At 45.9% G+C, this 25949-nt stretch carries 18 protein-coding genes; 2 read left to right on the forward strand and 16 right to left on the reverse strand.

Going from position 1 to position 25949, the window contains the following annotated elements:
* Nucleotides 1-110 precede the first annotated feature (110 nt).
* The 13 genes from KJW29_RS19210 to KJW29_RS19270 form a co-directional block, all read right to left on the reverse strand.
* A complete protein-coding gene (locus KJW29_RS19210; protein ID WP_214625758.1) occupies nt 111-1103 on the reverse strand; it encodes a DUF916 domain-containing protein in 993 nt (330 codons plus the stop codon).
* Between the two features lie 25 nt (nt 1104-1128).
* Nucleotides 1129-2106, reverse strand: coding sequence for a hypothetical protein (locus tag KJW29_RS19215; RefSeq protein WP_214625759.1), 978 nt, complete (start codon nt 2104-2106; stop codon nt 1129-1131).
* Nucleotides 2093-2641: a hypothetical protein gene (locus KJW29_RS19220; RefSeq protein ID WP_214625760.1), complete on the reverse strand. Its 549-nt coding sequence runs from the start codon at nt 2639-2641 to the stop codon at nt 2093-2095. The genes KJW29_RS19215 and KJW29_RS19220 overlap by 14 nt, the downstream gene beginning before the upstream one ends.
* Nucleotides 2638-3039, reverse strand: coding sequence for a hypothetical protein (locus tag KJW29_RS19225; RefSeq protein WP_246608284.1), 402 nt, complete (start codon nt 3037-3039; stop codon nt 2638-2640). The genes KJW29_RS19220 and KJW29_RS19225 overlap by 4 nt, the downstream gene beginning before the upstream one ends.
* Nucleotides 3040-3103: 64 nt before the next feature.
* Nucleotides 3104-3580: an ABC transporter permease gene (locus tag KJW29_RS19230; protein WP_214625761.1), complete on the reverse strand. Its 477-nt coding sequence runs from the start codon at nt 3578-3580 to the stop codon at nt 3104-3106.
* A gap of 72 nt (nt 3581-3652) precedes the next feature.
* Nucleotides 3653-5722: a hypothetical protein gene (locus tag KJW29_RS19235; RefSeq protein WP_214625762.1), complete on the reverse strand. Its 2070-nt coding sequence runs from the start codon at nt 5720-5722 to the stop codon at nt 3653-3655.
* Nucleotides 5719-7581, reverse strand: coding sequence for an ATPase, T2SS/T4P/T4SS family (locus KJW29_RS19240; RefSeq protein WP_214625763.1), 1863 nt, complete (start codon nt 7579-7581; stop codon nt 5719-5721). The genes KJW29_RS19235 and KJW29_RS19240 overlap by 4 nt, the downstream gene beginning before the upstream one ends.
* Nucleotides 7578-8411 carry a ParA family protein gene (locus tag KJW29_RS19245; RefSeq protein ID WP_214625764.1) on the reverse strand — a complete coding sequence of 278 codons (834 nt, stop codon included), beginning with the start codon at nt 8409-8411 and terminating at the stop codon, nt 7578-7580. Before KJW29_RS19245 ends, KJW29_RS19240 begins: the two co-directional genes overlap by 4 nt.
* Before the next feature lie 14 nt (nt 8412-8425).
* Nucleotides 8426-9169, reverse strand: a complete 744-nt coding sequence (locus KJW29_RS19250; RefSeq protein WP_214625765.1) for a hypothetical protein — start codon at nt 9167-9169, stop codon at nt 8426-8428.
* Nucleotides 9145-10272 (reverse strand): SAF domain-containing protein, encoded by a 1128-nt coding sequence (locus KJW29_RS19255; protein WP_214625766.1) that lies wholly within the window; start codon nt 10270-10272, stop codon nt 9145-9147. The genes KJW29_RS19250 and KJW29_RS19255 overlap by 25 nt, the downstream gene beginning before the upstream one ends.
* Before the next feature lie 43 nt (nt 10273-10315).
* Complete coding sequence (locus KJW29_RS19260; protein WP_214625767.1) at nt 10316-10921, reverse strand: hypothetical protein; 606 nt, start codon at nt 10919-10921, stop codon at nt 10316-10318.
* 241 nt (nt 10922-11162) lie between these two features.
* A complete protein-coding gene (locus tag KJW29_RS19265; protein WP_214625768.1) occupies nt 11163-12113 on the reverse strand; it encodes a ParB/RepB/Spo0J family partition protein in 951 nt (316 codons plus the stop codon).
* The gene (locus KJW29_RS19270; RefSeq protein ID WP_425517429.1) at nt 12061-13059 is read right to left on the reverse strand and encodes a ParA family protein; all 999 of its coding nucleotides are present in this window, start codon (nt 13057-13059) and stop codon (nt 12061-12063) included. Before KJW29_RS19270 ends, KJW29_RS19265 begins: the two co-directional genes overlap by 53 nt.
* A gap of 964 nt (nt 13060-14023) precedes the next feature.
* On the opposite strand from KJW29_RS19270, the gene KJW29_RS19275 reads away from it, so the two are divergent.
* Both KJW29_RS19275 and KJW29_RS19280 read left to right on the forward strand, forming a co-directional pair.
* Nucleotides 14024-14944 (forward strand): caspase family protein, encoded by a 921-nt coding sequence (locus KJW29_RS19275; protein ID WP_214625769.1) that lies wholly within the window; start codon nt 14024-14026, stop codon nt 14942-14944.
* Nucleotides 14937-17186: a hypothetical protein gene (locus tag KJW29_RS19280; RefSeq protein WP_214625770.1), complete on the forward strand. Its 2250-nt coding sequence runs from the start codon at nt 14937-14939 to the stop codon at nt 17184-17186. Before KJW29_RS19275 ends, KJW29_RS19280 begins: the two co-directional genes overlap by 8 nt.
* 172 nt (nt 17187-17358) lie before the next feature.
* Here KJW29_RS19280 and KJW29_RS19285 read toward each other — a convergent pair whose 3' ends face one another.
* The 3 genes from KJW29_RS19285 to KJW29_RS19295 form a co-directional block, all read right to left on the reverse strand.
* Nucleotides 17359-19260, reverse strand: a complete 1902-nt coding sequence (locus tag KJW29_RS19285; RefSeq protein ID WP_214625771.1) for a Druantia anti-phage system protein DruA — start codon at nt 19258-19260, stop codon at nt 17359-17361.
* A gap of 73 nt (nt 19261-19333) precedes the next feature.
* Nucleotides 19334-24883, reverse strand: coding sequence for a DEAD/DEAH box helicase (locus KJW29_RS19290; protein ID WP_214625772.1), 5550 nt, complete (start codon nt 24881-24883; stop codon nt 19334-19336).
* Nucleotides 24876-25949, reverse strand: a complete 1074-nt coding sequence (locus tag KJW29_RS19295; protein ID WP_214625773.1) for a hypothetical protein — start codon at nt 25947-25949, stop codon at nt 24876-24878. Before KJW29_RS19295 ends, KJW29_RS19290 begins: the two co-directional genes overlap by 8 nt.

Consider the following 25949-nt stretch of genomic DNA (forward strand, 5'->3'; position numbering starts at 1 on the left):
TATATGAGTACTGCGGCGATATGACGATGCAAGAAAACTGCGAGATTTGCGTTCTAATTAAGCAAGCGTGACTGGAAGCCCTCCTTGGTAGCGTGCCAGGTTCTTTGGTCTCATTTCTTGCTCTTTCTCTTCTGGTATACGGCCAACAAAATAACGATCAACAGGATAACACCGTAGAAATAAACACGAGATAAAATGAAGCGTCGTTCTTCATCCATAAACTCACTATCCGCCGTCTGGTGTTGGGAAAGGGTGATGGCTTGATTCACTTCAAATGGCAGAACCTTGCGCACTGTATGTCCACTCACGGAGATTTTCACTTCGGCCAGATAAGCCCCCTCCAGCAATGGTTGCTCCAGTTCCATTTGATACTGTGCCGCAGTTCCGGCATAAATGAAGCCGACGGCAGCCTCCCATTCCAGCAGCTGTTTGTTACCTTCTTGTTGCGTAATTTCAACTTCCAGTTGCGGCATGGACATACTATCTCCTTCATTAATCAATAGAATGGAAAAAACAGCCTTTCCGTTGTCTATCGCATACGTTGCTGCATGGGGGATGGCCTCAGGCGGCTTGGCTTCCGCCAGCGAATAATTCAGTACCACTTGCACGCCTGCTTTGAAAACCATTGTTGTATGAAATTGCTCCTCACCACAAGTTGCGTTCTTTAACGCTCTATTGGGATCAATAAAAACCCCGATTACCGACACATATTGACCGGGCTGGACATGCTCCGGTATGTGCATTTTCATGAGGAAGCGTTGCGTCTCTCCGGGCCAAAGCGTGATCGTCTGATCCGGCGTCGTGTACCAAGCAGCCGCTCCCAAATCCGGGTCGGTCGGCAAGGTGAAATCATTGCCACCACCAATCGCGGGTATGGCATCTGCAGCGTAAAGAAGTGCCGTTACCTCTTCATCGGACGAATTGGTCACATCAATCGGATATTCGCGTTCGTCGCCGGGGATTATCTCCTCGACATAGGAATTCAGTTGAGGATGGATACGGCTCGATTCACCGGCTACTGCCAGTGGTTGTTCCTCCGTAACTTTTGCAAATCCCATTAGTCCTATCAATGCCGCTACCATTAGCAACAAACGATATATCATGCGGCTCCTCTCCATTCTTGCTTATTCAGTTCCAGGGGCAAGACAACGGCATATACCCCTTGCCGGCAGCCGACTGCTCGCTGGCAAACACTTCTTCAGGCGGGTAACCATAGCCACAGGAGCTGCGGTAGTACACCTTCATCTCTCCCTTGCGTGCGCCGATAATTACCTCCGGCTTCACCACCCGGCTCCCACCCAGCGCATAGCTGTTGTAAAGCCTCGCCCCTATCGGAATACCTTGCAAAAACGCCAGAACACCTACATCATTAATGCTGTTGCTCCAGTCCTCATCCGGAATCAGCGGCAAGGTGAACACGTAAGAAAATCCGGATCGGAAGACGGTTTCGTTGTATTGGTTGATCCGATAGGCCAGCTCGTCCTGAATCGCCCGGACTATCGTGCTGCGCCTTGTCCGCTCAAATTGTTCGGCATCCTGCAGGAGCATAATCGATGTTTGCTGCCGAATGTCCTGCCGTAGGCCCTCTTGCCAGCTTCCACTCGCCGCATCGTAGGCCAGCACCTCCTGATCCAGCGTAAACGACAGGCTGTTTCCCGCCACGTCCGAATAGGCATAAGGCTTCTTCGCTCCCCATACAGGCTTCATGATCATTTTTCCGTCCGTGCCCGTCCATTCCTGTTCGCTGTAGACATAGAAACCGTCATAACCGACAATCACAATCGCCGGAACGTAGCGATGCAAAGCGCCTTGTGCCACCGGATCACCTCCAACACCAAAGCCTGCATCCAGCGTCCGGTAGAACGCCGCAACAGCATCTTCCTTATTGAGTGCAATCCGTTTGTCCGAGCCATACTGCGCTTCCCGTTGCTGGCTGGCATTGCCGATCAACTGGCTCGCCGCATCGTCCACCGCCGCATCCAGCGCTGCATCGTAACGCAGCTCGGTTAGCAGCGTCCGGCGCAACGCATCCGTCTCGATGCGGTTGATCGTCGCAAACGGAAGGAACAACAGTGCGCCGACTATGGCCCACTCAATCCATCGCATGGCGCACCATCCCTCCATAAGGAATGACGATCTTTTCATACGGACTGATCGTGTTGTTCAGCATGTCAAAGATCAGCGTCCCTGCAGTCCGGTTCGTATTGCGCACCGTAACCGAGAAGCTGTCGCCCTCCCGCATGCGGTATCGACGGCCTGGGGCATCCTTGGCCAGCGTATGGTCGGGAAACAGTACCGGCAAAATCTGCGCGTTGTAGTACGCATCATAATGAATTTCGTAGGTACCGCGGAACGTTTCCGGAAGGGTTGGATCATCATAGACCGGCACATAGGTCTTGCTGCCATGCTCCATCTCAACGGCAAAGCTGTTTCCGGTTGCCGCCAGCGCGTTCATAAAATCGTTGTACATCACAGGCGTAATGCCGCCCTTGTCGCGCACCGCATCCACAAACGAGGTCGTCACCCGCAGCGCAATCAGCTCGGAAATATCATCCTGCTGATCAAAGGCGGCGGAGAGGGGATACAGGTAGAGTAGCAGGAGCGCAATCAACACTGCGAACAGTTTAATCAGCGTATTCATGGCACACGCCTTAACAGCAGCCGTAGCAAATGCCCATCCGCATCACGTTCATAATCGGGCAAATATTTCGCCAGCAAAGGAATGCCCGTTGCGCGAAGCTGCCCCCGTTCTATCGGAGCTGCGTACCGCACACCGTCCACAATCATTTCCGCATCGCCATCCTCCAGCCGTGCCAGCATATGAAGCACCTCCGCGCCATTCATTGTGCCGTCGCCAGATTGTAGTGGACTTACCGTTTGATGCAGGCTGCGATCCTCGGCTTGACTCGAGATGTAAGCCAACGTGTTCAGCGAAGCTCCGTTTTGAAACAGCAGCAGCCCCGTTCCTGCAGCCAGCAAAAACGCCAAAAAAGCAACACTTATCTCCATCATCGTTCTCGGAGCGTAATCCACCAGCACTTCCTCCCCTCCAACGAAAGCGCCCGGGATCCCCCGGACGCTTCCGAGCCTCCCTTCGGTTTTACTACTGCTGGAACACAATGCCGCGAATGACATTGCTGCTGTCCAGCACGAGATTGGCGCGGAATTTACCGCTCGGATTCACGTAGTTGATGTCCGCCTCGTCTACGGTTTGTGCGATCAAGCCCGGAGCTACACCGACGACCGTACCATAGGTCACGTTGTCCATCGGCACGCTTGTATTGATCGTTTTGCCATACCATTGCCCAGCCGGATTTTTGCCGGTGTAAATCTGAATGCCGAATTGATCAACATCGCGAAATTTTCGCAGCGCATTGACAACCTGGCTACCCGAGAGGGTTGTATTGTCATACACGGTAAAGGCCGTTTGCGATAGCTCGGTTTGAATATTGCTAAAATTGCTTTGCGCTGCCTTAGTGGAATCCTGGGCTGAAACAAACAAGACTACAGCCAGGGTAATGAGGGCAATAGCGAGGAAAATCCCCGCTGCCATTACCAGTGCTTTTTGTGCATTGGACATTGAATTCGCTCCTTATAATAGGGATCGACAAAAAGCCTTCCCCGCGAAGAAAAGGAAGGATCATCGTGCCTTTTACTGAATACGTTGAAGCTGCTCATAGTAGACGGTCATTTGCTGCAGGCTGACGACGATAAGCGGGATCACTAAATACCCGAAGATCAGTGTCATCAAGGGGGTAAAGCCAATCCAGCGCCCCCAGCCTGCCTTTTGCTCAATCAACTGCTCGTACTCCTGCTTGCGTTGCTCCCGCGCAAAAGCCTGCTCTGCTTCGAGATCGTCAAACGCCTGGCGAATCGTCAAATGCTGCGACGCCAGTTCCAGCTTCTCCACCGTCCTTACAAACGGCAGAAACGGCGTATCCTCCTTGAGCTGCGCCAACGCCTGCTCCTCGCCTTGCTCAAAGTGGAGCAAGCACACCTGCAATGGCTCCTTGAATACACGGGCAAACTGTTCCATCCAGATCAGCAGTTGTTCGACCGACATGCGCTCCATCCCAGCCAGCATGGCGATCACCGCTTGCAGTTGATCGACCTCGTGCTTCATTTCCATCCTCCGCATGCGTCGCTCAAACAACCGAATGCCTACGGGAAGCGCATACCCGCCCCAGCCTGCGGCAAGAGCCAGAAACACCTCCCACCACAGTAACCATGGCTGCTCCAGTTGCTTAAGCTTCTCCATTACCCGCCGCGCGGTTAACCGAAGCTGCTCCTCTTGTTCCGTGCCAACAACCTGCTGTTGGAGCAGATTCATAATGATGCGTTCGTTGCGCGGCCTCACCTCCTTTACTTGTTCCAGAATCCGACGATCCAGTGCCGCGGCTTCCTGTGCCTTGGCTTCATCCTCGACCGACAACTGCCCGAACAGCATCCCCGGCTTGACTGGCGCATAGAGCAGTTGATGCCGCTCCGCTGCATGCATGGACACGAACAGCCCTAGCACGGCAGCAAAAGCCAACGCGCCCGCGGCCAGGCGCTGTACATAAAACCATTCCAGCCACAGCGGTGAAGCCGTATCCTTGAGCAGCCGAGTCACCCGCTCCGCTTCCCGCGAATCGGGAGCCGGCCCCAGCCGCTGGACGATCCAACGCACCCATGGCCAGCCGTACACGCGCTTTTCCCAACGATTACGGCTCGTATGCCGAGCGCCACCATCCAACTCCGCCAACGCGCGGAGCAGCACATAAGACAGCCATACGACGACGAGCAGGATCAACTTCGCCAACCAGCCGAGCGCCCCGGCGTAGAAGGCGTCCATCGAGGGAAAGAAGTGGCTTGCCCATGCCTCAATCGGACGGGTAAAGAGCAATGGTACTAGCGCAATCACCGTCAGCCCTTGCAGCAAATAGCTAAGCTTCTCTCGCCGCAGCAGCTCCAGATTCAGCTCGCCTAACAGCTTTTCCAGCCCTTTCAGGTAAATCGAGCCGCTTTCCGTTTTTCGGTCGCCATGCTCTTTAATGAGATAAGACAATCCGGCCATTCCCTGCAAATAGCGGTTGGGAGCCAGCTCCACGTATTGTGCCAGCTTTTCCTCCGCGTCGCTGTCCGTCAGCATCTCGTACAGCTCCTGCCCATGAAGCGCCATTTCATAGGGCGCACCGTCCGCCGCTTCGTAAATCGCTTCCTCCACCATGCCATGCCGATGGTAGTGATGGCGGATATCGCCGAAGAAAGTGCGAAGCTGCCGGAGCAGACGTAGCTCCAGTCGTTGCACGCCCATGTCCGCCAACACACCATGCCCTACCCATAGACCGAGCAGTAGCATGCCCCAGGTGAACAGATCGCGTACCATGACAGCAAGCGGAATGACGAATAATAGCAGAAGACTCCATACCCACAAGGCTGATTTCATCGTCTCCAGCCGCAGCTTCCACTCGTCGCCAAGCCGAACGATCAGGAGACGTTTGCGCAGGTGATGCAAATAGGCGCGCAGGATCGGCACCTGCTCGCACACGCTGTACAACTGTTGCAGAAAACTGTACATCGCTTGCCTGCGCGAGGCTTGTCCCGGCTTACGCAGCGATTCGAAACGCCGAATGGCAGCAATGTCTGAATCGCGGCGGGATAGCCATAGGAACGCCGCAACTGCCATCAAAAAAAGAACCATCGAAATGCCGAGCAGTGGAGAAAGCCATTCTCGAATCATGGTGCTTCCCCCCAATTGCTGTCCAGAAAGGCATCAAAAACCGCTTGATCCGGGCCGCTCAAATAGGTCGCCATGTCCTGACGGCTTTGCTCGGACAACGGATGAACGGCAACATACCGTCCGTCCCGGTACTCGATCAGATTCCGCGCGGTATACAGCGGGCGATCCGTCGAGCGCCGAAAAAACTCCAGCACCGTTTCCATAAAAGCGGCCAGCCGCACATCCTTGGTCATTTTGCCGGTAAATTCAACCGGATAATCTGCCTCCTGCGGCTCCGGCACACATTCCGTAATCCGTTCGATATAACGTCTACCATCCAAGTCACGGCGCAGGTGAATATCGAAATTGACCACGCTGACGACCTGCTGCTCCGCAACACGCTCACTGCTGAACACGCCGGTTTTAAGCAACGAATTGCGCAGCGACAGCACCAAATCGCGGAACGTTTTGGCGTGATGGGTGAACAATGTAAAAAGGGAAGCGACTTGCGCCATCTGCACCATCCAGGCAGCAACCGGGTCGGTCGCTACCTCCCCCAAAATGTTCACCGAGCCGTCCGTCTTCTTCTGAATGTCCAGCCCTTGCTGGCCGGTAATCGTTTCCGTCTCACGCAGGCTGACAATGTTGCGGTTCGGGTAAATCTTGCGCAGTTGCAGCTCAAAGCTCATTTCCTGTACCCGAATCGGCAGCACCGCTGGAATATGGCGCACCATCGCCATCAGCAGGGTTGTCTTGCCACTGCCTTGTGCGCCGGTGATCGCCGTAATACGTGCGCCTGCCACCAGATAGCGGATGAGTCCGATCGGTAATTCCGCGTTTTCGTCCTGAATCAGTTGCTCTAGCGTGGCGCTCTGCACATCAAATTTGCGCACAAAAAAAGCCCACGATTCTGAAAACCGAGGGCGCAAGACGACAACGCGGGAGCCATCGCCCATTTCATTGACCTTATAGCCATTTGCTTCGGATAGTTGGCCGGGAAAATTGTGCTTGTAGATGATTTGGCAGACGCGGCGTAACTCCTGCTCCGAGCCAAACGATAGGAAGCTCAAATGAATGGACTTGCCCTTGTAAAACAGCCAGACACTATCGTGCGAACGAGGAAGCGCCTGCCACTGTACCTCGTCCTCCAGCACCCATTCGCCCTCCCACATCAGTGGCGGCAGCCCGGATACGCCCCCGGACACACCGTCGATCCGCATATCGCGCAGCTCGTCGATAACGCTAAAGCCCTTGTAATGCTGATAGATTCGCTGCACGACAATGCGAAGCTTGTCTTCGGTTTGCAAGGAGGGCGATTCCTTAACGTAGATGTCTCGGATCTCTGCCCTCGAAATACGGTAAGCTTCAATCTGCCCGTCCTCATCGAAGCGTTGCCGATCCAGCTCATATGCCTGAAGCATCTGCTCCAGCGCCCGCAGCCCGAATTGCTGTTTGTAACGATCCAGCAAGATGTCGAACTGATCCTGGGCGGTGAGCGCGCCCGGTTGATGAAATGGCAGCAGCAGATTCAAGTGCGCATCGTCCAATTCGTATTGCTGCATCAGCAAATCGGCGATCACTTGCTTCACGTATTCCTTGTCCCGCAAGTCGCCTGAGGTACAGCCGCGAAGCGCCTTCTTTAGCTCTGCCCGCTTGTTCTTGCGGCGGCGATACTCCTCCTCAGACAAGCCAAAATCGCTGAGATGACTTGTTGTCATTTCGTGCAACGTGTCTTTGATGAACGATGTCATCGCCTCCAGCGTATAGGCCGTTTCTTCCGTCGTTCCCTCCGGCAGACGGCGGCTCATGCGCAAATAGAGAAAGAAAACGGCCAGGAGTAGCAAGGAAATGACAATCAGGGAGTTCAGTAGCGTCATCATGGCTTGTCCTCCTTGCCGCCGAACACAGGCTGATTCATGCCCGTGCCTTCGATTAGCGAATGCGCCAGCGCACGTACCTGACGGACAAAGCGATCGTTCTCATGCTGCCGCGAGGTCTTGCGATTGCGAAACCAGAACGGAATCGCCTCCCCATGCTGCACTGCATCCAACCAGCCCGTATTGTGCATGACCGGAAAGGCCGGTTGCTGCCAACGAAATCGGCGTTGGAGGTTATTGATGGTCAGGGACGAGGCCGGATCGAACTGTCCAAACACAATCATTGCTTTCCGAGTGCTGAGTTGCGCGCTTTCCGGAGATTGAAAAAAGCGATCCAGCAGCAAGCGATTCTGCGGCAGGCAAACGACGAGGATATCCGCCCCATTCCGCAGCTCCTCCCGCCAGCCCGGAGCGGTTCCGCTACCGCCGTCCAGCAGCACTAAATCGTAGGCGCGCCTGGCGGTGTCCAATAGCGGCTCCAGCCAGCGTTCTGCCATGCCGGCAAACCCTGCGCTTGGCTTCGCCGAGCCGGGAAGCACATCCAGCCGTTCCCGGAGCAGCGGCTGCGCATAATCTCGCAGCATACTCGCCTCCAGCTTGCGGTTTTGCAGCAGCCGCAATAGCGCATCCATGCCGATATCCGGCAAGGGGGATGGATTTTTTTCCGACGTGTAAAAGGCGCGCTGCACCGCCTCATCCTCCTCTCGCAAAAGGCCGAGGAGCAGCATTCGCGACGAATATTCCAGCCCCATACATGTCGCTGCCGCAAGCAGGCTGGTCGTCGTTCCGGCCTGGCCGGGGAAGGGACTCCAAAACACAACCATCATTCCCATCGTTCCACTCCTTTCTACCAGGCTCGCCATCGCTTTTGGGCAGTCGCCCAAGCGCGCCGCGCGTCCTTCGCATCGCAATCTCCAAGCTGTTGCAGCATTGTGAGCAGCACCTGCCGGAATGCTCCGCTGACACGGCGAAGGTCAATACGATGCTGATGCTGATTGTGCACATCCGCTGTGGCATCGCGTTCATCCAGCGGGAAATGAAAGGAAGGCTCCAGCCACTCCACATGGCGCAGCCGTGTTTCTGCCCGCCATGCAGGCAACCTGCCCGGTAACGCCGGAGATAGCCATTCATAAAAAGAGAGCGGCGCTTCCGCTTCGTGCAAGCACAAGCGCAGCAGCAGTTCTTCATTCTTTTGCAGTGATAGCCGCTTGCCGTCCCAACACCATACACGTTTGTCAAAGTCGGGTAAATTGCGTCCCGTTACCATTTGGGTATGATCGGTGTCGAGTAGCAGCACATCGTACGCCCCCAATGTTCCCGCCTGTTCCAGTGCGTGATCCAGTTGTGCGGCTGTAATGTAACCGTAGGCTATATCCATGTCCTCAAACTCCTGCACGGCGCTGCCGGTGAAGACGGGCGGCAAATAGCCCTGAACCGCTTGCCCCATTGTGGAGTCCACTAGCAGCACCTTCTTCCCCATTGCCGTGAGCAAGCGCCCCAGCGCCAGTAGCACATGGCTCTTGTCCGCTGAACCGAGAAATATCATTTTTTTCATGGCCGTCTCCCTTACTGATTGAGTATATCCTCCCACCGTTCTTCTCCCGATGGTGCTTCTGTTTCCGTCACCGCTTCCGTTCCGCTGGAAGTCGAAGGAGGAACGGTTGACTCTGCCGGGGCAGAAAGAGCAGGTGATTCCTGCGTAGGCACTGTAGAAGCTGTGGGTTGCCCCTCACCTGGAGGTCGGTTATTGGATACATCCGTTTCTGATGTCCCACTGCCCGACTGCGACTGCGCTTCAAACATAGCATTGCCCTGCCGGGTAGTTGCACGTTCATTTTGCAATTGCTGCTGTACTGTAACATTCCCGCTGGAGGCCCGCAGTTTGTCCGACTCACTGACCGCATTTAAATTAGTATCCAGCGTTTGGCGCAGGCTTCGGGCCAGTTCCGTTTTTGCCTTTTCAAGTAGATTCGGGTCGATTTCCATCAAATCCAGCACCTTCGGATTGGCCGGATAGTTTACAACGGCTGCCTCCTGCAAGCCAGGCTCGATATAGGGGAGCGCATAAAGCCGTGCCCCTTGCAGATAGGCGTCGATGATCGCACTGGATGTTTGCAGCAAATCCATCTCGTTCAATTCCAGCCAAATCACATTGCCCGACAACTGCCGCACCTGCTTTTTGGACAGCAGAACAAAATCTTCTCCAGTCGGGAAACCGATCCGCACATCGATAAACTGCTCGGTCTTGAGATTGGAAGGAAGCTGAATCACCTGAAACTCCTTGAGCCGTACATCCTTTGGAACGGGCTGTCCTTCGTATAACAAAGAGGCATGTAGCGGCGTACCCGCCTCCAGTTCCACCTTGGTATGCTTACCGATAATCGCTTCCCGATCCGTGAGGATACCCGCCGGAACAAGGGTAACAGGCATCGGAATCGCCTGTAGATCATTTGCCGTCAATTCATTGCCTGCCCCAACATTTTGGTTTACTACCCACACCTCTCGGCTGTTCAGTTCCTTCTCTTGCTTCAATTGCGCGAGCTGCCGCTCGTAGCTTTCTTGCATCTGTTGTTGTATTTGCTGTTGCTCGTTATGCTGCATGAGCAAAAAGACGGCTGCCGCCACAAGTAACACCAGGCTCACCGCAATGGCAACGATAACGAGTGCCTTGCGATTGCGATAGTTCCAAGACATCGCAAACGACTCCTTCCTTCAATCGAAATGATTCCCGTTTTGTTTAGCGGGCGTCCCGCGACTTAGGCTTTTGTTGCTTCTCCACCTGATGAAGCGCCAGCTTCTCTTGTGCCCAGGCTGGTGTATGCTCCGATTTTAGGAAGCCCAGCAGATCCTCCCGATTATAGCGGCATTCGTCACCTGAATAGAGCCTCATCGCGAAAACGGCCCTTCCGCGTGAATTCCCCGATGCGCCGAAGCCCCCCGTCACCCAAACCAATTGATGATCTGCTGTGCGAAATTCCGGTCGCAGTCTTTCCGGTCGAATCACGACAAGACTGCCGTGGAGCTCATCCTCGCTTTTGATGGGCAGGCAATGGGTAAATTGGATCGGGGGCATTGATTCTGGAATGGCAGTACGCTCGGTCTGAAGCTTTTCGATTTCCCACTGCAATAGCTTGCCAAACTCCTGCATCGCCTCCAGATAGTCCGTGAATCCCTCTGCGCCATAATACTGATCATTGCCAAACAAATTATTCTGATCACAATAGCAGACCAGATAGGGCTTCTCGTTATTCGTCGTGTCGATGCCCAAAACAACCTCGACCCTGCCAATGGGCAACGCCTGATAGACCTCGTAGTCGCCAGCCATTCGTTTCTCCTGCTCCATTATCAATCCTCCCGACACCTTTTGCGATTAGTCTGCTTCGGCTTGGTTACCGTTCCTTTTGCCTGCTTCCTAATCGGCCGTTCCTCCTCCTCGGACGGACAGCTCTGTGTGAAACCCGGCTTTTCCTTCATTAGTTGCTCATACTGACGCCGTCTTCCTTCGGTAAAATCCATCGGACTGCTCCTTTCTGCAAAAGTGGGCATAAAAAAATCTCTCCATCTGAGAGAGAAAAAAGGGTGAATCAACGCTCATGTTCCCGTTCCCGCTGTTTCCTGCGATACCAGTTTTCTAATAATTGCACGAGCAGGTCTTCCTTTTGCTGCTCGGTAAATTCTTGCGGAAAGAACTTTTCAATACGCTCCTTACGGATCGTCAGCTTCTCCTTCTGATTGGGCTTTTCCTCTGTCAAAATAGCAAAAATAACATCACCATTCAGCTTGCCATCCTGATTAAGCTTTTTCATACGCTGCGCCTGCGCCAGTGAGGGCGTACAGTCCTCGGCCTGCATCGTTTCCAGCAGGGCTTGCTGCTCTTTCTCGGCCAAGTAAGAGATCTCAACGGCGGGGCCAAATGCCATTTCCTTGTCATCGACCATTTCAAGAATGGGAGGAATGAGTTCGGTCAGGCGGATATAGCGTGAGATTTGATTTTTACTTTCTCCAACTTGTTCGGCCAGCAATTCTCTGGATTCCCTGCCGCCTAACTTCCGCCCAACTTGGGCGGAAGTTAAATCACTGCGTTGGCCTTGCCTTTTCATCGCTTCCAGCTTCATTTTATAGGCAAACGCCTTTTCACTCGGAGACACATGCTCCCGCTGCAAGTTACTGTCCACCATAATAATGGTTGCCTGATCGTCGTCCAACTCACGAATAATACATGGAATAGACTCCATTCCCGCCATTTCACTTGCCTTCTTGCGCCGATGCCCGGCCACCATTTCAAAGCCGCCATCCGTTTTGGGACGTACCAGCACAGGAACCAGTACCCCGTATTGCTTTACGCTTTCCGCCATCTCCAGCATTACTTCGTCCGCCTTTACTTTAAAGGGGTGATCAAGGAAATCACTGATCTCTGTCAGCGGAATTTCCTTGATCTGTTCCTTCTGTGTCGCATTCCGGGTTTCTTCCGTGCTAAACAAATCATCGACTGTGGTCAGTTTTATGCTGGCGCGCCGGTCTTCTTTCGCTGCCAATATCCTGCACCTCCCTCGTTAATGAAGCGTACGCCTTGGCGACTTGTCCGTTCGGATCGTGTGCATAAATGCTTTTGCCGCGAGCGCTTGTCTCTGCAGCGCGGATGGAAAGAGGAATTTCTGTTTGGAACACGCGCAGCTTATCCCCATAATCGCGGCGCAGGATGAATGAAATATCTTTAGCAAAATTGGTGCGGCTATCCACCATTGTGAGCAACACGCCCTCCACCACCAGCTTTTTGTTAATTTGGCGGCGAACGCGGGCAACCGTCTGCAACAACTGTGTCATGCCTTTTGCTGGCAAATAATGCGCCTGAACAGGAATGATGACGCTATCTGCCGCTGCCAAAGCATTGATCGTCATCATACCCATGCTTGGCATACAGTCGATCAGGATATAATCATAGTTCTCTTTTACCGAATCAACATACCCGCGCAGTATCGTTTCCCGGCTCATCGTATTGACGAGCGCCACTTCAACGGCAGACAGTTCGATGTTGCCCGGCATCAGGTCAATTCCTTCGTGATGCTGCAAAATACCCTCCTGTGGGTCGAAGGCTTCCTCTGCCATACATTTTTGCAGCATTGTCGCCAGCGAAACCGGGAGGCTGTCCGGTTCTTGAAAGCCAAGCGAATCCGTTAAATTCCCTTGCGCGTCAGCATCCAGCAGCAGCACCCGGTAGCCTTCCGCCGCCAACCCGATGCCGAGGTTGACCGCTGTCGTTGTTTTGCCCACGCCGCCTTTCTGATTGGCAAGGGCGATGACCTTGGCCATGTGGTTCAGTCTCCTTTCAATAGAGAAAAGGCCGGTTGCTTCGAGGAATCCGAGCACCGGCCTTTCATAGTTATCTATATAAAAAGAGCGCACCCGAAATGGATAAACTCTTGGATATTCGATTTCAAAGAGTGCAGTTTCATCTATCGGCAAAAGCATGATGCTTTTCATCAAAGCTGCTTGCTTTCAGCGCTACACCAGAAACTAAAAACAAATAATGTCTATACCCATGTAGACTCCAAACCTGCGTGCAATCTAAAATTAATATAAAAGAGTAGTCCGATTGAATCCTAACAGTAATCACTGATGGGTGAGTAACAGGTAACATAGAAAAATTTATCCGGCGGACAGCGGTGAACTGTCTCCATAAGCGCACGCCTGCGCTTCCTCCAGGATCGCTGCAGGCCGCCCCCATTGCGATAAGCTGTGGCTAAACGGAAGTATCATGATCCCACCATGCAGGTCATCGCCGTAAATGGAACCACCATTTCGTTATGCATCACGGAATCGCTCTCATGTTGTCCTGCGTCTTGAACAGATGGGCAGGAACAATATGGTCATGGCGCGCTGGCATTTTGGCTTTCCTTCGAGGCTGCATGGGGAATGTGCCGGACAAACTTATTTTCAATTTTCAAAGAACGGCTGCGAGGAGATTTTGTCCCTCTATAAGCCGTTTCATTTTTCGGGCAAAATCGGGTAGTCGGAGAAAAAAATCTGTAGAACAATAAATTGAAGGTTCAGCCTACTTTTTCAGCCGCATTCAGAATTTTGAGTATTCAGGCAACCTTTTCGTTGATTTCGGGGTATTTTATGTGAAGTAGGAAAGGAGGTTAAGAGGAGCATTTGGGGATCAATCAGATACTTTCATAGAAAGCAGTTTGCAAGGATATGCCTCGTTATTTTAATTCTTGGCTTACACACTCGAAGAATCAGAAACCGGATATCTTTCAGAAAGTTTTTCTGTGCTATGCCAAACATACCTTGTAAGTTGGAGCAGTTCTATGAAATTAAGGTCGCCATTTCCTCAACAAGGAGATTAATCGAATAGCAATGATTTTCGTGGTAATATAATCCTATTATGGTTTGTGGTATATTAATATAAACAGAGCTCAATTATATCTTAAGGGGGATCTCATTGGGTAGATTGGCATATATCATAGGAATAAATAAGTACTTAAGTTGGGAATCACTTAAATGTTCAATTAACGATGCAATTTTAATGCAGGAAGTGCTAAAAGCTTGTGATTTTGAAACTGAGTTGCTACTAGATTCGGACAGGGAATCCTTACGTGAGGCTCTGGCCGCCTTCAGTTGGAAATTAAAGGACTATGATGCAGGACTCTTATATTTTGCAGGTCATGGGGTTGAAGTTGAGGGGCGCCAATACCTTGTACCAAGCGATTGTGTCGGCTTTGCAGATGAGTCTTTGCTGGATGGTCTGGTAGATACGACAGAGTTAATACTCAATTTTTCTTCAAGTAATGATTTTACGGGTATTGTATTGCTTGATTGCTGTAGAAAAAGGGCTCAAAAACACTTCATAGCACGGGGAGCGTCTTCACAAGTTAGAGATATTTATAAGTCCCGAGGTGTTTATATAGCATTCGCTACCGGACCTGATGGAGCAGCGCATGAAATCGGAAATCATGGCATTTTTACATATTCAATGGGTAACTTGATCAAAGAACAAGGAACCGAGAAAATAGAAGACATCTTTAAATCTGTGCGTAGAGAAGTGATGAAGAAACATCCCAATCAAATTCCCTGGGACTATTCATCTCTACTAGGCGATTTTTATTTTAAAGAGCAGAAAACGATACCTGAAGTAGAAAGTAGAAACCTAGGTGAATTGGGGACCGATACAAAATTACTCACATTAATTAAGCAAAATCTTTGTTATGTTGATTTAATCAGCGAGATCGAACACTGGTTTTATACAGATTTGAATAATGGATTTATAGGAAAAAAAAATAAAGAGCAATATATACTGAATATTCTTCAAAAACTAGATGATTTGACTCTTAAGAATTCTCGCGAGGTGACCAACATTGAATAAATCCCAAAATCTTTCGATTGGTGTTGCAGTAATAGGAAAATCTGCTTCGGGAAAGTCAGCCTTCATACGATCATTTAGCAAATATCCAGAAAAGATCAATTCCGTGGGAAAAGGACAAACTACACGTTCTTATTCCGAATATAACTTTTTAATACAAGATACGGATCAACCGATCACAGTGAGTATATCACTCATGAGCGAGCGACATTTTGTGCAAAGAAGAACAGCGCAAGTGATAGAGAAACTACACGGCTATATGATCCCAAATGACGGAAAACACATACTTGCTCTTGACTGGATGAAAGAGCAAATTAATGAATATTTAGACGATGTCAAAGAAGCTGTTATCTATTCTAGTGATTTCTTTGACATTCGTGAATTCTCCTTTTTATCATCTGATTTAACATTTACGTTAGAACAACTGTTTTTTGAATCATGTAAAATTATCAAAACCCTAAATGAAGATAGCATTGAGGAGAATACTCAGTTACTAGACAATAAAAGGGTTGACGAGATCAAGCGAAGATTTCTATATACTAGTGTATCTGACGAGAGAGATACCAAACAATCGGATGAGATAAAAGTAAACAAGGAAAGAGAAGAAGAAGCAATAGAAATGGTATGGGCCCTATATTTTACAACAGCATACAAACATATTATGGAGACAATTAGATCGGTATATAAAGGTAGTACAGAAATACAAAATGATATTGAGGATACTATATTTTCATTCGATTTAGCAGACGGAAACAAGACTGACTTCCTCGAGCTCTGTTTAAAAGTCTGCCAAGTCGATAATTCAACGGAAAAACGCTCTCTATCTAGTGTTGTTGATAAAACAAGGATTACTTCAGTAATCAGTAAACAATATTATGATAAATTACATTCACTTAATTTCAAAAGAATTTTACTAGTTGACACCTTCGGATTGGATCATGCTCAGTCTATCGATGATCAGATTTTACGTGAAAGATATCACCGTATCTTCAATGATGATTATCCACAGTTATCCGTAGCATTTTTCGTGGAACCAATTCGAGCTGGTGCCGCCAATGACTTTTTGAAAGAAATCGAAGTCCTTTACTCCCAAAAACCTAATATTATGACTTATATTGTAGCTTCTCATGTCGATGAACAGAATGAAGAAACGATCATTCTTAATAAAGACTGGATTCTATCCAAGGAAAAAAATAATGAGTTTCCTAGCTTTGATGGAAGAGTTTTGGAAACGGTCTATAATAGCAATCGTATTGCCAACACCTTAAAACGATCTGGAGTTCCAGAATCGCTAGCTTACAAACGATTAGAGGTAATGCGGAAACGAATCGGACTATTCTGTGGTAAAATGCAAAACATATCCGAACACAAGCATCAGATAGCTGAACTTATGAATCAAATGAATATCATATCAATTACTTCAATAATGACCTCCATTGTTGACCGTGAACATCTTGGTAATGGATACATTAATATCAATACATTGAAAGGAAACCTGCAAAATAAAGAGAAAATAAAACCTTTTGCCAAAATCATGATATGTAAAGCCACAGAGAGGTTTAAAGAACTATTCTTAAACGTCGGCCCCCGAACAAAGGGCAGACTCAGACAAAATTTAGGTGCAAAAATATTGGGATTTCACGGAACTACTGCTGATGTTACATGGTATCGTGTATTCAGTGACGCCTATAACCATACCTTCACTAAGAGAGTGCCCATTGAGGGCAAAAGTACCATGCTATCTGAAGTATTTGGGATGGAGGGCAATGAGAAAATAGCTTTTGATGAATTGATGACTGGATTTTACAGATATTTGTACAATGTAAAGTATATGGGGGACGTTTTGCCTTTCTGGCCACATGAAATCAAGTGGATCGACTACGCATGTGAAATAGAGCAAAAGGAGTGTATGTGGGGTATATTGTTGAAGTGTATTCCGGAAAACGAGTTTACTTCCGCTTTTCAACACCATCGCGTCGTGGATTGGTTGATTCATTTACATGATTTCGAAAAAAGATGTGATCATAACTTTTATGACGAGTGGAGTAATTTATTTGCTGATAGGATGAATACAGCATTTATTGAGCAGTGTAGAAATCATAATATTATGGTAGCAGCAAAACAGGCGAAGCGGTCGCAATCATCCTATTTACAAGAAAAAGAAGCCCTTTACTTGGAATACACACAAAACTTTGATTCTAGCATGGAAAAGTCGGATTTTTACAGGCTCATCAATGAAGTCTAAAAGCTACACTAATTGATGCTGGTTCTTATTTGGGCTCCATTTCGTCGTCTAGAAGGACGAAATGGAACCCTTTAGCCAACTTACAGATGTAGAGGGACCTGCATCTCTTAGTCAATTGTGCTACCTATCGCACAAAATCAACTTAATAATCCCCAGATTTAATCAATAATATTTAACTATCGTTCAACTTACTCCCCAACAAAAAGTCGTCAATATTAAAGTCACTTAATTGTTGTATTACTCTATGATTTTCAATCCTCATCGATAACCAACGTTCTCTCCAAAAACTACTAATTTCCTCAGTCGTCTGAACCGAAGTATTTTGACATAAGTAATACTCTGGCCTACCTTCTTCACCTCGCAAGTACTCATACGCATTCTCAGCTAACTTGATGCCATATACGATTCTTTTAAAACTGTGATTAAGTAAATGTTCGGACGGAAGTCCTAGCGCATCTAAGCCTGCCCGTATCAAACGCATCCTAGGGCTAGTTCCTTCCCCAAAAGTATTACTCACTATACGTCTCCCATGTAATTTTGTAGTTAATTCAGTTAATGATTCAACTGTTTCATCAGAAATATATACAGTACCAAAACCTTTAGTGAGTCCTAATGATTGGTACCCAATTTTTTTTTGGGGCTCGCTACTATTGATAGTTTTGGATGGAATATATAATCTGTTGTATTGACTACTACCAGACTCATAAAGACTTGTTGTTCCTAGAAAAACTAAATGAGCAGGCTTGATAACAGGTTCACCTTTCATTGCTGAAGCAATTACTGAAACCTGATTTCTATATTTCTCTTCATAAGCTTGGATAATTTGAGGGCTCATCATCAACAATGCAGTCAATTTACCGCCCAACAAAAAGTTGTATGGAGGAACAGCACCGCAAACGATGATATCCATCATATTCGCGCCAACCTTTTCTTTTTTATTCGACTGTAGCGCTACAGACAAAGCGGATCTCCCACGTGAAGTTTGTACGAGTTGTTGCAACGATTCTTGGGACTTATTAAGATTTAAATGATTGAAAAAGTCCTGCGCTTTGAATAATTTAAGAAGTGTCTTAGCTCGCTTCTTCTTATAAAACAAACCTCGACAAACATCATCCCAATCAGCATTATTAATATTTGATGTAATTTTAGGAGCTTCTGCAACCGTATCACCTTCAATTTCCAAAAACTCATTTATATCATTTATATACTCATTGACATTCAAGAGATTTATATCTTCTCTTATTAAATCTCGTGACTGAATTTCTAAAATTGAATTTTCAATGGATTGCAATAAGCCATTTACTACTTGTTGAGAAGTAAATTCGTCCATGTTTTGTAGACGTTCCCTCAAGCTTTCGATGGTCCATCCTATTTCGTTATCGCGGCAAGTTATCTGTACGATGCTGCTGCCAAGAGCAGCAATACCTATAACTGGATGACATTCCTGTGCAGAATCTCTCACTAACACAAAAATATTTCTCCCTGGTGTAGGCTTATGAGGCAATGTCCAGGTTAATCGGAAATATCTCCAAATATCTAGAAGCCTATATCCGGTATGCTCATCCCGATCTGTGCTACTCTGTACGATTTGTAAGTAGGGCCTTATTGCATCCGCCTTTTGTTCTTGAATCGTACTTAGAAGTCGATTAACAGGTGCAGTTAAACTCTTTATAGACACAACTTTTCCCATATATTTTTTTTGTCTTTCCATTCTCAATATAAACTTTTTAAATGAATCACTTTCTAATTGTTTGTTTCTTTCATAGAATAATGCCTCTCTAAACCACTGTTTTTTTTCCATATTTTCTGGTGTTTCAGGATGATGAATGCTCACTGTTTTGTCATGAATTTTTAAGTCCCATCCTTGCAGAAATAAATCTCTTAACAACAGCAATAAGCTTCGAAACTTAATACTATCTAGATTTTCATTATCATGGTCTAAAATTTTATTTGTGATCCAATAAGCCCTCTCCTCCCCCTCTGGGATGTCTAGAGCCTGTTCTAATATTTCATTTAGTTTCTTCAAGTTTTCTTCAGATAGAGAAGGCTGTAGTATAGTTTTTCTATTAATCATCAATTCTCACCTAACCGCCTAAAATAAAAATGTTACCTCCCACCTTTCGGAGGTAACATTTTTATAAGCAAAATTAACTTTTTTCAATTTTCTCTTTAAACTGCTTGTAAACCAAGGACAAATTTCTCCCTATTAGATATTCATTAACCAATAATAACTGAGTTTCAGTATAAAGTCTTGTAAGAGGATGGAGTTTCTCTATGTGATCTTTATCAATTAGACTTGGAGCTACACCAAGAGCGATTTGACGATTTTGAGAGCTTATCACCCATGGAACCTGAATTCCATTATAACTCACACTATCTTTACAAGTGTAGCCTTCCAATTCTAAAATTCTAACCAATGGCTCAAGAACTTTTCTTTGCCGATCAACTTCCAAAATATTAGGTGTCGTTGAATGAACCATGTATCTTAACAAACTCGCGCCTAAATGACGATCCAAATGAATGTGCCAGTACCTATTTTGATAATGCCGAATACAATCCGTACAAGAACGATCACACTTTTGATGGCAATTTTCTAATAGATCCAAGGCTTCATTTAGGATCATTGGCAACTTGTGAGCTACTTGTTCTGCATATCCCGCACCACCTGCCAGGGAATCAAACATGTAAATATCCGCTCTCAATGGATCATCTGGATTTAATTTCACAAGTCTAAAACCAACTTTGAACTCCGCGGGATCGATATCTAATTCCCTACTAGCAGATATTAACAAGGCTTCAGAAACTGTCCGCAGGGCGTCATTTATAATATGGTTATCAAGATTAAGATTTACTGAACTAATAAGTGGTTCTTCTATTTTTAAACGCAGTAGCAACAAATCACTTTTAAAGTCGTGTCCCAAAAATACGTTTTGATATGCGCCCTGACATCTGGACGGCACTTGCACACCATAAACAGGTTCCACTTGATAGGGACGATCATGAGAAACGTTAGGAGTTTTTTTATCTTCAGGATCAACAACTTTTGCTGCTCCGCACGATTCACATACATAAAATCCAGCGTTGCTCTCATCATTGCCCTTATTAATTGTAACGAGCCATTGATCCTTCGCCTGAACAGAAATCAGCTTTTCACCAATTCTTGTCCATTCCCCCATGTCATCTTCGGAAAGCGGAAGAGGGAATTGCGCGGTTGTAGCATACGTCAGTTCTTGTTCATCATCCCCCTCTATGATAGCTGCTCCCTTTTCAGGAAGAAATACTTCGGGTATTAAAAGTCTTCCTGCATCAAGTGTGCCTGCACAAACAGGACATGGATCTTTCTCACTTAATTTTTCAGCCTCATCTATGTCACGAACAAATGTACATCTCCTACAGGACACATATTTCCTAAAATTAGACTTCGCTTGGAAAAGCTTTTCTGCTCGATTGATATCCGTAACTCTTGCTGCATTTGCTACTATTCCACCAGATCGATACGTCGTTTTATCAATCACCACTAACCTTCCAGGCGCATATTCACTCAATGCCTGATCAATAGATTGCTGTGGCAATTCTTTGGTAATTATCTTAAAACTATTTTTTCCTTTCTCTTTCTTTACCTCGATCGGAAAACTACAAAGACTAGTTGGAAATGCATAACTCGGTAAAAAACCTTCATCAAATAAATAACTAAGAAGTTCTTTTCTACTGGTGCCGAGATCTAATTCATCTTCATCGTCTTCTTCATCAACATCGTTATTATTTATGTTATTTGGTAATATTAATTCGAGTTTTGATAATAATTCCTCTGTGAAGTCGTGTACACATTTAATTTTGTCAGTTGCTATGTTTTCTGGCAACCACTCGATAATGCGATTAACAAGAGTGTGGTTCTCGTAAATACCTTGTTTAATCCATTCAATAAACTTGAACTTGTTGAATTGACTTTCTGAATCTAAGCTAAAAAAATCTGTGACAGAACCAAGAGCAGCAAATAATGTCTTATCCTCATCTATTTTCACTTCGCTTCTATCAATCATTTCATGAAAAAAGGTTTGGAACATAAATGCAAAAACATGTCTTTTAGCAATCTTAATATTATTAACTTTAATCATTGGTAATCTCGGAGAACCTGCTACAATTTTCTCTGGATGTTGAAAATAGAAGCTATCGTGCGGCGCCCCTTCAGCATAAGTAATAACTGTAGACAGTGACGAGCCGCGACGCCCAGCTCTCCCTGCTCTTTGTTGGTAATTTTCACGTTGAGGTGGGACATTTCTTAGTCCAACAGCAACTAGAGAGCCTATGTCAATCCCAACTTCCATTGTAGTGGTACAACTCAGCACATCTACTGAACCTTCTACTAATTCGTCTTGTTCCAATTTTACATCTTGAAAACGCAACTCATAAATTTCGTTCGAGGCAAAAATTTCACCTGCGTCTTTATGTGATAGCTGTGCTGTGTGCTCTTCAGCAGTTACGTACTTAGGGCTACTTTCATTTCGTATAGACTGCACGACTGGAGTACGTAGAAATCCCTTTCGTGCCTGCACATAGTCATGGGTGTCAGGATCAAGAATAATGACATCTTTGTCGCCACAGTTAACACAATAATCCCCCAGTTTAACTGGAGATATAAAGGTGCAACAGTTGCATTTGTACCAATTTGAACCGATGTCAATCTTTAATACAACATCATTACTGTCTATGACATAGGCATCGCCAATCTTATGACACAGTCTCTTACGCAAAATTTCTTGAATACTCGTTACTTCTTCTGGAGTACATTTAAAATATTCTTCTAAGATAAACCTTTGTTCATCTCCAATCTTCCCTGAACTTGTCCATGAACTTTGCGGGTATCCGGCTGCTTTTCGCCTTATAGAAGCAGATATTTTTGTCTCTAATTCAAAAGCAAAATCCTCCAAAATATCTTCAATATAATAGTTAGTTAGAGCTTCTATATGGGAAGTATTTAGTTTATCCGTAATTACCGATACTTCTTTACTTATCTTTTGTACCATTAGATTAGTAGGTACAAGATATCCAACCATCGCAGCCCTTAACGAATATTCTTTATTACACAATTGTCGCAGGACTGCTTTATAGTAGCTGGAAGAAGGTCTGCACTCCCATTGCTGCTCTGTTGCAAATTCTAAAGATCCATCATAGTCTTCTTTAAAATCTCGAACATGCTTAAGTAATGATATTCTATCCTCTAGATCAAAAAACTGAAGATTGAACTCCGCTACGACCGACACAAAGGCAATATAGAGTGCATCGTTTATCTTGGGGTCTCTGTTGCATACTTCTTTATATCGAACAGCAGCTAAAACAATTGCTTGTCTAAAAGTATCCCATTCAACTTCTCTTGGAATATCTCTCGCTAAGCGAGCTGCTTTCTGTCGCCCATCAGAGAACAACAAAACTTTTCTTCCGCCATTCGGAAATTCATCGTTTGCTCTACGTTGTGCTGGTTGATTAAACAATTGAGCCTTAACAAGGTTTGCAAACGGTGCCTCGCCCTTTGTAGCCAGATTCATGATCTTACTTCTGTTCTTTTTCCATTTTTTCAAACAGATTGGACAACGTTGAAATAGTTTATCTCCCGATCCAGAACTGATTGGTTTATACACTTTCAGGAACCCTTCTGTTGTCTCCGGTTCATTATAAAATAACTTGCCTGAACTGATATCTAGCCAAGCAGGTACACAGTTTTCAATATCTCGCTCGTTAGGTTGACCATCAACTAACAGTTGAATTTTATACAGACGATCTTCAATCTCATCATTTACTCCAGTTATATTTGTTGGCTCATGGAGTAAAAAGTCACCATTCTCACCATGCACATATCCTACTATAAATGCAGCACCACAATCACGATGAGTAAGCAATTCATATACCCGGGCATTTTTTTGGCAATTACAGTTCAACATAGGAACAGTATGCAACCGCCCTAATATTGATTGCTTTTCTGTTTTGTCCAATCTCCCCTCGCAATCCTGATTGGTACAAGCGTATAGACCTGGAATTCCTCTAAAAAACAGATGCATTCTTGTAGGCAGCAGGACTTTATTATCAACTTTTCTCTTAGCAAGTGCTCCCAAAGCCAAAACAACTTCAGTCGCTTGCTGGGCGGTCACTGTATCCTGAATAGGGAAGAGTTCGTTTGATAGACGATGTAGTGGTAAAGTATTCCCACTTAAAGCTTCAATCATCTGCTCAACTGGACCCCATCCTGACAGTTGATAAAAAAGGTGATTAACAAATTCATTAACCTTATTGCCTTTAAAACTATCCATTCCTAGCATGCCTGCTACAGCATTAAATTCCTTAATCGCAGCCTCCGGGTATACTAATGTATTCTGAATTACGGAAAGATTTATTCGTGACAAAATTACGGCCTCTTCTGCAATTCCCCTGCGTGCTCCCTGACGCAACTCCAAATTACCCGTAATCAATTGGAATTTACGCGATGTTTTTTCATTGATACCTGTAAGTTCACCAGCAAAATTTATAATAGCTTGCTCATCAGCCTCACTCTTTCCTAAGCTAGCACTTGTGAGTATGCATTTCATTCTATTACGATCAATACCTAATCTGGCCGTTAACCTTCTTATTAGAAAAGCCACTTCGGCTCCACCAGTTCCGCGGTACATATGTGCTTCATCTAAAATTAGAATTAGCTTATTTCTTTGATCGGCTTCTAGCCATTCCTTTGTATCCTTAAAAATACTCCTCTCAATTGGACGCATGAGCATGTATTCCAACATCGAGTAGTTGGTAATAAGAATATCTGGGCATAATTTTTGCATTTCATGTCTAGTCAATAATTCCCTATCATCGGGTTGTGTTTTCAAACGTTCATGCCAATTTCTTATAATTCTAGGCTTCCCTTGACGCTTGCCTGTTCTATATGTTTCATTCTGTTCCTTATGTTTAGCATAGAATTTGATAAGATCCTTACTAGGCCACTTCCCTTTTGCCTGAAGTTCACGAACTTTATTAATGTCCCCGGCATACTTCAAATAAAACTTTTCAAACAATGGCTCAATATGCGCTGTAGTCTTCGCAGACTTATGCACCCCTGGATAAGGGGTTTTTGAAGTGTATGATCCAAACTGAACATTTCTATCTCGCCCTTGTTTCAATAAAGCTGCAACTCTCTCATCACCAAACAGTTTTCTTATTCTTCCGAGTTGGTCATTGACCAGTGCATTCATTGGATATAATAGAATTGCCCGGCAACCACGCAATGAAGCTACATTCGGGCGATCAGCAGCCTCTATTGCTAACGATCCTAGAACCGGCATCAAAAAACTCTCCGTTTTCCCTGACCCCGTCCCTGTAGCAACAATAATATCTTCATCCTCATCTAAAAAAGCTTCAAGTGCTTTAGCCTGATGAGTATAGGGACTAGGGAATACACCTACACTGGGGTTGCTCATTTGAGAGACTTGTACTAAAATATTTTTGGCTGCGTCTGGAATACTTAATTTTTCATATGATGAGCCTAGCTCATAACTCGGCGTTGCTTCAATAAAAGGTTGTTGGCTTATCTGGCCAATCTGATCAAGCAAAAGATTTCTCTCTCTAATTAAACTGTCATTCTTTATATGATATGCTGATTCAAGATAAGACCGTAAAGTCTTGTGCAATGCCTTGGAAACTTCAAACGCACCGTATGCATCACTCAATGTGGTTCCTCCTTGTTCCCCAAATTTCATATCCGTGTGATTTCAGGAACTGTTCAACATGATCCTGAACTTGTTCACAAACGTAGTACTCAAAAGTATTCTGTTTTAGCGAGAAAACTAATATATGACGTTCTAATGCCTGTGGGAGCGGAGAATTGACTTTCAAAAAATTATCATTCCAACGGGCTATTGGAGATCGTCTACTTTCTAATCGAAATCCTATCATCAACCATCTAATAGTGTCAGTAGCTGTGATTGTAAGTTCCTTCAATAAACAACCATCTTTTAACTCTCCCAAGAAATAACGTTTATTTGAGTCCACTGTTTTACAAAGCAATACTCCTGATATTTTTTGTGCTTGAATTGTTCTTTGATCAATCCAAAAAGACCTATTACCGCGTTCTTTATGCCCCAAAGAATTATACACTTCAAATTCATCAAATCCTTGAATACTTTGGCTTCCTAAAGTAGACAATTGACGCATTTGCAACGTCATCCAACTCTTAATGTTTTCAGGTTTCCATCCTATCCAATTTGAATAATCTTGCCATAAATGCCGATCCGTTTTTATTGAGTCAGGTATTCTATTCTTCTCAACTATTCGCCCGTATCCTGAAATTCGTGCACTTGGGAGCATATTTCGAATAAATGTCGTAGATGTTCCACCAACAATAACTGCGTACTCACTTTCCGGTAGATCAATTATCCGTAAGGGCAAAGGTACATAAAATCCACTTTTTAGATGAACTATATCACCAATTTTCTCCAAGCATTGCCGAACGTGTTTAGTAAAATCGCTTTCTTCTTTTAAAATTGCGTCTTTTAATTCAGGCCATATAGCATCCACTTGTTGACGTAACATATTCTTAATTTTACGATTGTGCACTGGTTGTATATTGTCGTTTGGAAAATCGCTTTTGAAAGCTATTTCAAAGAGAATGGATCTCCAGTATTCTGTTAAAAAAAGTTCTCTTTGAAAATAATCATTTTCAGGGAATGAAACAGTCTTGTGTGACATTGTCAACTCAATAAATTCTTTTGAGGTTAGCACTTTTGGTTCTTCCAT

Origin of the sequence: Paenibacillus agaridevorans (assembly GCF_018604145.1) — a bacterium.
Taxonomy (GTDB): Bacteria; Bacillota; Bacilli; order Paenibacillales; family Paenibacillaceae; genus Pristimantibacillus; species Pristimantibacillus agaridevorans.